Raw genomic sequence first — 12,856 nt, forward strand, 5'->3', positions numbered from 1 at the left:
TAGACTTTAAGCGCCTTAACGTGATAGTTAAGGCGCGTATGTTTTCTGGAATTGTTGAGACCACATCTATCGTAATTCGTACCGAAAAATTGAACCAGGCGTCTCGCCTGTGGGTGAAGCGTCCTTCATTCTTTGATGATATTAAAATCGGTGACAGTATCTGCGTAAACGGCGCCTGCTTAACTGTTGAAGCCTTCGATCAAAATGAAATGCAATTCTGTTTAGGTCTGGAGACGCTCACTTTACTTTCCAAAAGCCTGCCGTTCTGGGGAAAGTACCCGTTAAATCTTGAGCGCTCATTAAAATTCGGCGACCGCGTGCACGGGCACCTGGTCACTGGTCATGTGGATGAATCGGCTAAAATCGCCCTGTCGCAGGCCAACGGTGACGTGTGGGATTTGTCTGTACAAACGTCGCCAGAGCTGGCCAAATATTTTTGGCACAAAGGTTCGGCCTGTGTAAACGGTGTAAGTCTGACTATTAATAAAATCGAAAACAATTTTATTTTTTTCTGTTTGATTCCGGAAACATTGAAAGTGACGAACCTTCAGTATTACCAAAAAGGCGATTACGTAAATCTTGAATCTGATTATCTGGCGAAGGCCTACATCCGCTCACAAGGAACACCCCATGTCTAGCCAAATGAATTCAATCCAGGAAATACTCACTGATTTTAAAGCCGGTAAATTTGTTATTTTAGTAGACGATGAAAACCGCGAAAATGAGGGCGATCTAGTTATCGCCGCTGATTTTATAACCCCTGAGGCCGTAAATTTCATGGCCAAAGAAGCACGGGGTTTGATCTGTTTGTCGCTTACCGCATCGCAAATCGAAAAGCTGCAGCTGCCGATGATGATTTCAAAGGCGCACCAGCGCGGTCCGACTGAAACAGCGTTTACTTATTCGATCGAAGCCAGTTACGGTGTAACAACCGGCATCTCGGCGGCCGACCGCTCGCACACCATTAAGGTGGCTTCGCGTGAAACTGCGCAGGCCTCTGATGTGATTTGTCCGGGACATATTTTCCCGTTAAAAGCGCACCCGCAAGGTGTACTTGGCCGCGCCGGTCATACTGAGGCCAGCGTTGATCTGGCGGTAATTACCAAACTAACTCCGGCCAGTGTAATTTGCGAAGTGATCAATGAAGATGGCACCATGGCCCGTTTACCGGATCTGATGGTGTTTGCGAAAAAACATAATATTAAAATCGGAACGATTGAGGATCTCATCCAGTACAGGAAGTCGAATGAAACTTAAAAATGTAAAGCCAGCTAAAAAATCTAAATCAGCAAAAAAATCTGTCAAAGCGACAAAGTTTATTAAAGCAGCCGACAAAGTAAAAATCGGGGTGGTTACGTCTCGTTTTAACGAAGAAATCACCTCAAAGCTTGAAGATGGCACTTTGGATTTTCTGGAAGGTATTGACGGGGTCGAAATTCTGGCTGTCCGCGTTCCGGGGGCAGTAGAAATCCCATTGGCGGCTCAGGCATTGTTAGAATACCAAAAAGTTGATGCAGTTATCACATTAGGTGCTGTTATCCGTGGCGAAACCACTCACTACGAAGAAGTTTGCCGTTCTGTTGAGCGAAATTGCTCAAGATTAATGTTAGATTACAAAAAACCGATCGCTTTTGGCGTTTTAACGACCGAAAACGAAGAGCAGGCCTTAGACCGCGTTGGTGGCCGTCATGGTCATAAAGGTGTTGATGCGGCTCAAGCAGCCCTCGAGATGATTGGACTTCTTAAAGAAATTAAGAAAAAATAGTATTGGCAGATGCCAAGGATGCGCAGCTGAACTGTGCAATAAACTATGACCAATAAACCTACTCAAAATGTCGAGACGCTGAAACGGCGAAAAGAAGTTTTATCTATTTTCGTTATTTCAATCATGCTTGCCATTTTAGTGGGTATTGAGGTTTATGTTTTTCGTTCGGGTCAGACGTTACCAAGTCCGTACATTATTTATTTCATCGGGTTAGTTAACGTAAACTTAATCTTAGTTTTGTTGTTGTTATTCTTAATCTTCCGTAACGTCGTTAAAGTTTTTATCGAACGTCGCGGAAAAATATTCGGTTCGTCCTTAAAATCCAAACTTATTATCGCCTTTGCGACTTTTTCGGTGATCCCGACATCATTAGTTTTAATTCTGTCGGTTTTCTACTTAAACAGCTCATTTGACCGCTGGTTCTCACAGCGCATGATCGGTATTTTAAAAAACGCCTCTGAGGTGATCGATTCGTTTATCACCCAGGAAAAACGCAAAGGCTATGACTACGCCGAGATCGTAGCCCAGGCCGTACAAAAAACTCAGAGCCCGCAAAAGATTGATGAAGTTTTAAAAAAGCTGCAGAAGGATTTTAAGCTGGATGCGGTTGAATACTATCCGGAGCTTTTATCAGAGCGCTACATTGCTCAGGACAGCAAAGTCATCAAGCAGGTCATTCCACGCCCGAATTTTGATTTTCTGCAGAAGGGCTTTTTACACGAAAGCCAGGCCAGTCTTGTGCAAGTATTCTCTGATTCGCACTTGTTGCGCATGATGGTGCCGATTGATAACCGCGGTGTTGTGATCGTGTCGAAAGTGCTAAATCTGGCGCCGGGTGCAAAATTTGACGATATCGTCGGTGCGTACCAAGAGTTTCAAACTAACACCTTGATCGAAAATCCGCTTAAATCGATGTACTTCGTCATGCAGATCGTTATGTCACTGGTTATCCTGTTTGCGGCGGTCTGGTTCGGTTTCCACTTAGCCAAGCAATTATCGGTGCCGCTGGTGCAATTAGGCCGAGCCACAAAACGCGTTGCCGGCGGTGATTATTCATCGTTAGAAATCGAATCGGGCAGTGAAGAGATCAACAATTTGATCGGTAACTTCAATCAGATGATCTCGAATCTTTCGTCATCAGAGTTAGAACTGCAACAGACAATCAAAAACTTAAACCAATACACGACTTACGTTGAAATCGTGTTAGGTAACGTCTCTGCCGGTGTTTTATCGGTCGATATGGCTGGTGTTGTGACCACCATGAACCGACGTGCCGGTGAGCTATTAAACGTTGACCCGACCAAAGCTGTCGGTAAACCGATTAAACAGCTGTTAGACGATCAGAACTACAAAATTTTCGCTCAGTTTGTAAAGGCCATGCAGGATAATAATCTAACCAGCCTGCAAAAAGAAATCCGCATCGAGGTTGAACGACAAACAGAAAAAGGCACAGAAAAAGAGCCGATACCTCTTTCAGTTCACGTGTCGCTGTTACGTAACGAATTTCAGCAGCAGATCGGCCGAATCATGGTGTTTGACGATATGACGGCGATCGTAAATGCACAGCGTGCGGCCGCTTGGCAGGAAGTCGCCCGCCGTATCGCTCATGAAATCAAAAATCCGCTAACCCCGATTAAACTTGCGGCCGAACGTATTTCTAAAAAATACGGTGAACAAATTAATGAACAGGCGTTTAAAGATTCGATCCAGATGATCGTTTCGCAAGTCGATGATATGCGAAATCTGGTGAATGAATTTTCGCAGTTTGCGCGCATGCCAGAACTAAAACCGATTCAGGCCCAGCTAAATGATATCTTAAAGGGTATGGGTGAGGCGTATTCGCAAAATCACGGCAAAGTTAAATTTGAGCTTGAACTGGATCCGGCATTGCCGGAGTTTAAGTTTGATCCGGCTCAACTTAAGCGCGTTTTTGTGAATCTGATTGATAACGCGGTTCATGCAACTGAGGACCCTGCGGCACAAATTGCCAATCCTGTAGTTACGATCAGGACCGAATATCAAACTCAGCACAGAATTGCCCGAATTTATATCATTGATAACGGCCCGGGAATCCCGGCGCGCGACCGCGTGCGTGTTTTTGAGCCCTATTTCTCAACTAAAGAAAAGGGAACTGGTCTAGGTTTGCCGATCGTAAAAAGTATTATTGAAGATCATGGCGGCGTGATCCGTGCGCTCGGCAATGAACCGCAAGGCACAAAGATTTACATAGAGCTTCCGCTATATACAAGTGCACCTTAATATTGTAGCTTTTATTAGCTATAAGAAGGTGACCTATGTCTCAAGCTTTACATGAAGAAAAATTGAAAACCCGAATCCTGATTATCGACGATGAAGCGCCGATCCGTCAGGTTTTATCTGAAAGTTTAAAAGACGACGGTTTCCATGTTTTAACCGCTCCGGATGGACCAACCGGATTACAGGTTCTTCAGGACTTCAAACCGCACATCTGTTTTTTAGATATCTGGATGCCGAAAATGGACGGTATCGAAGTTTTAACACAAGCGATCCCGCATAACCCCGAGACACAGTTTATCATGATTTCTGGTCACGGGACCATTGAGACAGCGGTTAAAGCCACTAAGATCGGTGCCTGGGATTTTATCGAAAAACCGCTTTCACTGGAAAAAATCACTCTGGTGATCGATCACGTATTAAAATTCAAAGCTGAAAAAGATGAAAAACAAGCTCTGCTAAATAAACTTAGAAAAAACATCGCTCTGGTTGGTGAATCTAAGTCGTTACAAAAAGTTCGTGAGCAAATTACAACAGTTGCCAAAACCCAGCAGACGATTTTGATTTCCGGCGAATCGGGTTCGGGCCGTGAGCTGGTCGCCCAGAACATCCATTTTATGTCGGCACAGGCCAGTCGTTCGATCGTTGAGATCAACTGTGCGACCTTGCCTCAGGATTTGATCGAGATCGAATTGTTCGGCATCGAAAAAGGGGTGCTGCCAGGCATTGATAAAACCCGCAAAGGCAAGTTAGAGCTTATCGAGGGTGGCACGGTGATCATCGAAGAGATCGAAGAGATGCCGCAGGCAATCCAGTTAAAACTTTTAAATTACTTAAAGACACAGAAATTTTCACGTGTAGGTTCAGCTGACCCGATCGAAGCTGTTTCACGCGTAATTCTGACGTCTTCGCAAGCGCTGGCAAATTTAATCAGCAGCGGAAAAATCGCCACCGAGCTTGCGGCGTTATTACAAAACAACGAGATCTTTGTTGAGCCGTTACGTAACCGTCCAGAAGATATCCAGTCATTAATTTTTCACTTTAGCGACATTATCGCTAAACAAATGGCAAGTTTCAGAAAGACAATCTCTGAACAAGGTTTAAAACTTCTGGTTAAGCACACCTGGCCGGGAAACATCCGTGAACTTAAAAACTTTATTGAGCGCGTGTACATTCTAACACCGTCAGATTATGTGGATGTGCATGACTTACGTTTTGCCGGCCTGTCAGATAAAAAAGACGGCCAGCAGGGCTCTCACTCCGAAATTTCAACATTTCGTGATGCGCGTGCGGAATTTGAAAAAGATTATTTAATTAAAAAAATCCAGGAAAACGGCGGCAATATTTCTAAAACCGCTGAAGCAATCGGGTTAGAGCGCAGCTACTTACACAGAAAAATCAAAGCATACGGTATCGAGGTAAATATATGAGACAACCGATCTTACGTTGGTCACAAACCCACTTATTCACATTAAAAGAAGCACCTTCTGATGCCGAGATCCCGTCGCACAAATTAATGATGCGCTCAGGATTCATGAAAAAACTGGGTCCCGGTCTTTATTCTTACGGCGCTATTGGTCTGCGTGCGATCAGAAAATTCGAAGAAATCGTGCGTGAAGAATTACATAAAGCCAACGGCATTGAAATTCTGATGCCTGTAGTGCAACCCCGCGAGTTATGGGAAGAGACCGACCGCTGGGCACAAATGGGCGCGGGCCTATTAAAGTTTAAAAACCGCAATGAACAAGAGTTCTGCTTAAGTGCAACGGCTGAAGAGGCGGTGGTTGATTATGTTCGCCATGAATTAAAATCTTGGCGGGATTTTCCGAAGAACATCTATCAGATTCAAACGAAGTACCGTGATGAAATCCGCCCGCGTTTTGGTTTAATGCGTGGCCGTGAATTCGTAATGAAAGATGCGTACAGCTTTGATATGGATCAGGCTGGTGCTCTGAAAACTTACGAAGATATGTATCAGGCTTACGATCGTATTTTCAGCCGTTTAAATTTAGAATTTCGTGCCGTGCAAGCTGACGCCGGTAATATCGGCGGAAGCCAAACGCACGAGTTCCAGTTATTAGCTGAAGCCGGCGAAGATGCATTATTAGTTTCTGATAAAACAAGATTTGCAGCTAACGTTGAAGTTTGTCCGGCCATTGATGCTGTTGCGCACATTTCAAGCGAAGCCGAAAAAGCGATGGAGAAATTTGAGACTCCGAACCAAAAAACAATCGCTGATCTGGAAGCTTTCACTAAAGTTCCGGCGCGTGAATTGGTGAAAACACTGTATTTCAACGCCAACGAAGACGCGAAAGTAAAAACGATCAAACCTTTCGCTGTTCTATTACGTGGGTCAGACGAAGTTAATCCAATCAAAGTTAAAAACATGCTGGGAATGACTAATGCTCCTGAAATGTTAACTGACGAACAGGTGCGCGAAGTGACCGGAGCTAATCCGGGTTCTTGCGGTCCTGTTGGTTTAAAAATCCCGATTTATGCTGATAACGGTATTATGGGATTAAAAAACTACATCGTCGGTGCTAACGAAGATCATTTCCATTTACGCAATGTTAACCACGGCCGTGATTTCCAAATCACCAAAACCGCTGATTTACGCATGGCGCGTGCCGGGGATAAATGTCCTGAGTCTGATGGTAAATTAAAAGCTTACCGCGGTATTGAAGTCGGCCACGTTTTTTATTTAGGGCAAAAGTACTCGAAAAAAATGAATGGTACGTTTTTAGATAAAAACGGAAAATCGCAGTATTACGAAATGGGCTGCTACGGCATCGGTATTACCCGCGTAGTTCAGGCGGCTATCGAACAAAGCCATGATGCTGATGGCATCATCTGGTCAAAAGCGATTGCCCCGTTTCATGTTCATATTTGTTTGTTAGATATCAAAGATGAAAAATTAAATGGCTACGTGAATGAAATGGCTTTACGTTTCGCTGAAAAAGGTATCGAGACCTTTATTGACGATCGTGATGAGCGCCCGGGTGTTAAGTTTAAAGATGCAGATCTTTTAGGTATGCCTGTTCGCATCGTCGTCGGTAAAAAGGGTTTTGATGCCGGTCAGATCGAAGTTGTAAACCGCAAGACCAAAGAAGTTGAAAAAGTGGCTCCTGACCAGGTGATGGCTCAGGCAGAAAAAGTTTTGGCAACCCGTTAATTTGAAAGGCTACCGATGATGAACTCAAACCTGATCAAAAATCCAATCATGCTGGCTCTTGATGTTGATTTAATCGAGCAGGCAAAAAAGATTTTGGATCAGGTGGGGAGTGAAGTGGGTGCCATCAAAATTGGTCCGCGTTTAGGTTACCAATTCGGCGCGGATTTTATCAAAGAATGTGCAGCTATTGCTCCGGTATTCATTGATAATAAATATTTTGATATTCCTTCAACGATGGTTTCAGCCGTAAAAACAAGTTTTCAGGCGGGGGCAACGTTTGTCACTGTGCACGCGCTCTCAGGCAAAGAAGCCCTGACTGAGCTTGCGAAACTAGAAAAAGAATTAAACCAAATTCGTCCCTTTAAAATTTTAGCGGTAACGATCCTGACAAGCTGGGACCAGCAAGCCATGCCAAAATCGCTTAATCCTTGGCCAGTCTCCGAACACGTAGTTAGTTTGGCGAACCTGGTTCAGGATTCTGGGTTGTCGGGCTTAGTTTGTTCAGCTCACGAGCTTGAGCTGTTAAAAAACCACAATCTCTATAAGGTCACCCCGGGAATCAGGCCCGCAGAGGCATCAGTAGATGACCAAAAACGTGTAATGAATCCACAACAAGCACTTCGTGCTGGCGCAAGCGCCTTAGTTATTGGTAGACCGATTCTTCAGGCGGCAAACCCAAAACAAGCGGTGTTAGATATTTTGAAATCGATCTAATATCTCGGGTTTTTGCATTTACAATTTAGGAAACAGTATGAGAAGATCAGCAAGTAATTCAAGAGGCGGTAAAGGCCAACAACGTCCACAATCGGGTGGTCGCCCAGCTCATGGTGGTGGTCGCCCACAACAGGGTGGACGCCCGCAAGCCCGCGGCAACTCGATGCAATCCCAGCATGCTTCGCTTCCTAAATCTTGGCGTCAGATTGCCGGCACGCACGCAGTTAAAGAAGCCTTAAAGGTACGTCCGCAATCGATCAAACAGGCCTACTTGCAAAGTAACCTAATGGGCACAGCCGATCTTAAAGAGCTGATCCAAATCTTAAAAGAACATGATATCCGCTTTGAAGAACGTTCAGATATGGAATTATCTAAAATCTGCGCCGGCCATCAGGGGGCGGTGATTTTTTCCGACTATAATCCGGCCTTTGATTACGTTCATCAGGGTTGGGAAAACAACAGCATGATCGTCGCTTTAGATGGCGTAGAAGACCCACATAACCTGGGTGCTATCTTGCGGACCAGTTGGTTAATGGAAGTAAGCGGTTTAATCATTCCGCAGGATCGCGCAGTTGGTTTAACCCCGACAGTGCACAAAGTTGCCTGTGGTGGTGCAGAGCACGTTGAAATCGCCAGAACCAATAATTTCAACGATCCATTTGAAACGCTCAAAGAAGCTGGTTTCTGGGTTTACGGTCTTTCGCATAAAGCTGAAAAATCAATTTACGACATCGAATACCCTGAAAAAGTAATCTGGGTTTTAGGTGCCGAAGATAAAGGTTTACGTTCAACAACCGAGCGTGCCTGTGACGAGCTCGTATCTATCCCGCAAGCTGCAGCCGATGCAAGTTATAATGTATCAGTAGCCACGGCGATGGCGTTAGCCGAAACTAAACGCCAATGGTCGCAGAAAAAACGTAAGTAGTTGCAGGGGATTCCGATGACTTTTGATGGACGTTTTTTAATTCGCGGTGATATCATTACTAAAGAATGAGTTTACAGCCTGTAACTAAAAGATTATTTGTCGCCATCAAACCAAGTCTCGGCCAGATTTATCACTTAGACCCGTTCTTAAAAAAATTAAAAAAATCTTTCGACCAAAAAGAAATTAATATTAAGTGGTCGCCGCTGGAAAACATGCACATAACCTTAAGTTTTCTGGGCGATACCGAAACCGAAAAAATTCCAGAATTACAGAGAAAAATTTCCGAAGTTGCGAATGAATTTTCAGAATTTAATTTAAAAATTCGTGATCTCGGAGCCTTTGATCATTTTCAAAAAGCACGAACATTATTTGTCGATGTACAACGCTCACAATCACTCTTAGATTTGCAATCAGCTCTTGAGGAGAAGCTGGGTTTAGTCCCGCAAATGCAGTATTACCCACATATGACTTTAGGACGGCTCAGAAATCCAAATTCGATTGAATCAGCGATTGGACCTTTTAAAAAAATAGATCTAGGTAAGGGTGAAATTTCCTCAGTTTTCTTGATGGAAAGCCAACTTCATGGTCATTTTCCAGTCTATAGTGATGTGTTTGAGGCGCACTTGGCTAAAAATCCAGCATAAAACTTTGAAATCACTTTAAAAATCAATTTGACCTGACACCGCGAATCCAGTAAAAATTCCAAGTTACTAAAATTTCTGTCAATTTTGACCAGTTATTTTAGGCTATGCTGGCATAGCTCAATTGGTAGAGCAGCTGATTTGTAATCAGCAGGTTGCGGGTTCGAGTCCCATTGCCAGCTCCATTTTCGTCTTTGGGCGAAATTTGCGAGTGTACATTAGCTAAGTACATGACGTTAAAAAAATGGGTAGGTGCCCGAGTGGCTAAAGGGGGCAGACTGTAAATCTGCTGGCTTCGGTCTACGAAGGTTCGAATCCTTCCCTGCCCACCATTTATTTACGTCTTTTAAGCCTGTATTTAGTTTTAGCCACCAGTGTATAGTCGCAAGTTAATGATCAGCTTAACCAACTGATCGCATGAGCGGGAATAGCTCAATTGGCTAGAGTACCTGCCTTCCAAGCAGGGGGTTGCGGGTTCGACCCCCGTTTCCCGCTCCAATTTAGACTAGTCTGATTGAATAACGTAAGTTGTTCCTTTAGAGTAGGGTCAACCAACAGGTTGATAAAAACGGCCCTGGCCCGTGTAGCTCAGTGGTAGAGCACACCCTTGGTAAGGGTGAGGTCGTCGGTTCGGCTCCGATCACGGGCTCCATTTTAGTGGTCAGAGCATTTGCGATGATCGAAAATGGATTTTGATATTTAAGAGTAAACTTTTAACGAAGTTATAAATAAAAACATTCTCGCAGGAGGACAAATGTCTAAAGAGAAATTTAACAGAAGTAAGCCGCATGTTAACATCGGCACTATCGGTCACGTTGACCACGGTAAAACAACTTTAACAGCTGCTATCACAACAACTCTTGCGACTCTAGGTAAAGCGCAAGCAATGGCTTACGACCAAATCGATAAGTCTCCAGAAGAAAAAGAGCGTGGTATCACTATCTCTACAACTCACGTTGAGTACGAAACTGACAAACGTCACTATGCTCACGTTGACTGCCCAGGCCATGCTGACTACGTAAAAAACATGATCACTGGTGCCGCTCAAATGGATGGCGCGATCCTAGTAGTTTCTGCTGCTGACGGTCCTATGCCACAAACTCGTGAACACATCTTATTAGCACGTCAGGTTGGCGTTCCAGCTCTAGTTGTTTTCATGAACAAATGTGACATGGTTGACGACAAAGACTTACTTGAGCTAGTTGAGATGGAAGTTCGTGAATTATTATCTAAATACGAATTCCCAGGCGATACTATTCCAATCGTAAAGGGTTCTGCTAAATTAGGTTTAGAAGGTGATACTTCTGAATTAGGCCGCCCATCTATCTTAAAATTAATGGAAGCTTGTGATGCTTACATCCCTGAACCAGTTCGTGCTACTGACAAAACATTCTTAATGCCAGTAGAGGACGTTTTCTCTATCTCTGGTCGTGGTACTGTTGTTACAGGCCGTGTTGAGCGTGGTATCGTTAAAGTAAATGACGAGATCGAAATCGTTGGTATCCGTCCTACTCAAAAAACAACTGTTACTGGTATCGAAATGTTCCGTAAGTTGTTAGATGAAGGTCAAGCTGGCGATAACTGCGGTGTTTTATTACGTGGTACTAAAAAAGAAGAAGTTGAGCGTGGTCAAGTTTTAGCTAAACCAGGTTCAGTTAAACCACACAAAAAATTCAAAGCAGAAGCGTACATCCTTACTAAAGAAGAAGGTGGCCGTCATACTCCATTCTTCACAAACTACCGTCCGCAATTCTACTTCCGTACTACTGACGTTACAGGTGTTGTAACTCTTAAAGCTGGTACTGAAATGGTTATGCCAGGTGATAAAGTTGAGATTAACGTTGAGTTAATCACTCCAATCGCTATGGAACAGCAATTACGTTTCGCTATCCGTGAGGGTGGCCGTACTGTTGGTGCCGGCGTTGTTGTTGAAATCGTTGAGTAGTAATACTCTTTGATTTTAAGCCTTGCTTAAATCAACCAAAAGACCGACTGAAAAGTCGGTCTTTTTTTTTGCTTAAATCCTTAATGCTCAGCTTTTAAACTTTGCATCAGAGGTCCCGAGAAAGATCATAGGGCAGGCAGGACCTAAATAAAGCTTGTCCGGCTAGACTTTTTAAGGGTATATTTTGCGTTTCGTACGAGTGAAAACAAGTACATGCAGGGGTTTAGCTCCAGCGGTAGAGCGAGTGACTCCAAATCACTAGGTCGTGGGTTCGAATCCCTCAGCCCCTGCCATTTTTTGTGTGCTAATCACAAAAATGTTTCTTATGATCAGAAGTAGCAGTCATAGAAGAATGCTATTTTAGAAAGTTCAGTCAAGAGACTGATTAGAAGGAATTTACGGATGGATAAAACAAATTCAAAATTTATTACGGTATGTTTTCTTTCGCTGGCGGCGCTAGTTGGTTTCACCGTATCTGTATTAATCAGAGCTTTATCTGGAGCTTTCGGTGTAATCGCAAAACTTTCTGATTACGATTTATTTAAACACGGTCTTCCAGTGATGTTAGCTGTGGTTTTATTTGCTTCACTTCAATTTAATAAAGGCGTTTTGCAATGGGCTGATGAAGTTGTTGCAGAAATTAAAAAAGTTGTATGGCCACCAATTAAAGACACACGCATGATGACCGTGGTAGTTATTATCATGGTATTTATTTCTTCAATTATCATCAGCGTATTCGATCTTTTTTCTGGTTTCGTACTTAACCAATTTCTTAAATAATTCTTAAAGGAGTTGTAGTTTGGAAAATCAAACAACACCAAAAGCAGCTGAAAAAAAATGGTACATCGTCAATGTGCAAACTGGTTGTGAAAACACAGCTAAGGCGGCTATCGAAGAAAGAATTAAAACCAATAAAATGGAAAGCCAATTCGGCGAAATTTTAATTCCAGCTGAAAGCGTTGTTGAGCTTGTTAAAGGCCAAAAGACAACTAAATCGCGCAAATTCTTCCCGGGTTATATTTTCGTACAAATGGTTCTAAGTGATCAAACTTGGCACTTAGTTAAAAACTCTTCTAAAGTTTCTGGCTTCGTAGGTGGCGCAAAAACTCGTCCTCCGGAAGTGCCTGAGCACGAAGTTATGCGTGTAACTCAGCAAATGGCTGGTATCGCTGAAAAACCTAAAGCTAAAGCGAACTACAACATCGGCGACCAAGTTACTGTTATTGATGGTCCGTTTAATAACTTTAACGGTACAGTTGAAGAGATTAACGAAGAAAAAGCCAAAGTTAAGGTTTTGGTGTCGATCTTCGGTCGCCCAACGCCGGTTGAGCTTGATTTCGTTCAGGTTACAAAGAACTAATTAGCTTAAATTTTAAGCATAATTAAACAAAAAGCCGTGGTTAATACCATGGCTTTTTTGTTTTTAGGCGGTTAAAATTGG

At 43.4% G+C, this 12,856-nt stretch carries 11 protein-coding genes, 5 tRNA genes and 1 pseudogene; all 17 read left to right on the forward strand.

Translation table 11 applies throughout. The annotated features are described in order from the left end of the window. Positions 1–38 precede the first annotated feature (38 nt). The 17 genes and pseudogenes from AC04MM_RS01000 to nusG all read left to right on the forward strand — a co-directional run bounded on the left by AC04MM_RS01000 (position 39) and on the right by nusG (position 12,775). Positions 39–638: a riboflavin synthase gene (locus AC04MM_RS01000; RefSeq protein WP_475378452.1), complete on the forward strand. Its 600-nt coding sequence runs from the start codon at positions 39–41 to the stop codon at positions 636–638. After that, positions 631–1,254 (forward strand): annotated as a pseudogene (gene ribB / locus AC04MM_RS01005) (3,4-dihydroxy-2-butanone-4-phosphate synthase); the annotation flags it as partial. The gene AC04MM_RS01000 and the pseudogene ribB, both read left to right, overlap by 8 nt. Then, positions 1,247–1,765: a 6,7-dimethyl-8-ribityllumazine synthase gene (gene ribH / locus AC04MM_RS01010; protein ID WP_475378453.1), complete on the forward strand. Its 519-nt coding sequence runs from the start codon at positions 1,247–1,249 to the stop codon at positions 1,763–1,765. The pseudogene ribB and the gene ribH, both read left to right, overlap by 8 nt. A 123-nt stretch (positions 1,766–1,888) precedes the next feature. Beyond that, a complete protein-coding gene (locus tag AC04MM_RS01015; protein ID WP_475378454.1) occupies positions 1,889–4,024 on the forward strand; it encodes a sensor histidine kinase in 2,136 nt (711 codons plus the stop codon). A gap of 35 nt (positions 4,025–4,059) precedes the next feature. After that, the gene (locus AC04MM_RS01020) at positions 4,060–5,448 is read left to right on the forward strand and encodes a sigma-54-dependent transcriptional regulator (protein ID WP_475378455.1); all 1,389 of its coding nucleotides are present in this window, start codon (positions 4,060–4,062) and stop codon (positions 5,446–5,448) included. Next, positions 5,445–7,190, forward strand: coding sequence for a proline--tRNA ligase (locus tag AC04MM_RS01025; protein WP_475378456.1), 1,746 nt, complete (start codon positions 5,445–5,447; stop codon positions 7,188–7,190). Before AC04MM_RS01020 ends, AC04MM_RS01025 begins: the two co-directional genes overlap by 4 nt. A 15-nt stretch (positions 7,191–7,205) precedes the next feature. Next, a complete protein-coding gene (gene pyrF / locus AC04MM_RS01030; protein WP_475378457.1) occupies positions 7,206–7,904 on the forward strand; it encodes an orotidine-5'-phosphate decarboxylase in 699 nt (232 codons plus the stop codon). Positions 7,905–7,941: 37 nt separating this feature from the next. Further along, complete coding sequence (gene rlmB, locus AC04MM_RS01035; RefSeq protein WP_475378458.1) at positions 7,942–8,829, forward strand: 23S rRNA (guanosine(2251)-2'-O)-methyltransferase RlmB; 888 nt, start codon at positions 7,942–7,944, stop codon at positions 8,827–8,829. 65 nt (positions 8,830–8,894) lie between these two features. Then, positions 8,895–9,473 carry an RNA 2',3'-cyclic phosphodiesterase gene (gene thpR, locus AC04MM_RS01040; protein WP_475378459.1) on the forward strand — a complete coding sequence of 193 codons (579 nt, stop codon included), beginning with the start codon at positions 8,895–8,897 and terminating at the stop codon, positions 9,471–9,473. Between the two features lie 106 nt (positions 9,474–9,579). Beyond that, positions 9,580–9,655 (forward strand) — tRNA-Thr (locus tag AC04MM_RS01045). A 61-nt stretch (positions 9,656–9,716) separates the two neighbouring features. Continuing rightward, a tRNA-Tyr gene (locus AC04MM_RS01050) sits at positions 9,717–9,802 on the forward strand. 89 nt (positions 9,803–9,891) lie between these two features. Further along, positions 9,892–9,968, forward strand: a tRNA-Gly gene (locus tag AC04MM_RS01055). A 79-nt stretch (positions 9,969–10,047) separates the two neighbouring features. Then, positions 10,048–10,122: transfer RNA gene (locus AC04MM_RS01060), tRNA-Thr, on the forward strand. Positions 10,123–10,224: 102 nt separating this feature from the next. Then, the gene (gene tuf / locus AC04MM_RS01065; protein WP_475378460.1) at positions 10,225–11,415 is read left to right on the forward strand and encodes an elongation factor Tu; all 1,191 of its coding nucleotides are present in this window, start codon (positions 10,225–10,227) and stop codon (positions 11,413–11,415) included. A gap of 217 nt (positions 11,416–11,632) precedes the next feature. Then, positions 11,633–11,708, forward strand: a tRNA-Trp gene (locus AC04MM_RS01070). Between the two features lie 109 nt (positions 11,709–11,817). Continuing rightward, entirely contained in the window at positions 11,818–12,195 is a 378-nt protein-coding gene (gene secE / locus AC04MM_RS01075) for a preprotein translocase subunit SecE (RefSeq protein ID WP_475378461.1), read from the forward strand. Positions 12,196–12,214: 19 nt separating this feature from the next. Next, entirely contained in the window at positions 12,215–12,775 is a 561-nt protein-coding gene (nusG, locus tag AC04MM_RS01080) for a transcription termination/antitermination protein NusG (RefSeq protein ID WP_475378462.1), read from the forward strand. Positions 12,776–12,856: the final 81 nt, after the last annotated feature.

The sequence above is a fragment of the Bdellovibrio sp. SBM16 genome (assembly GCF_056175625.1).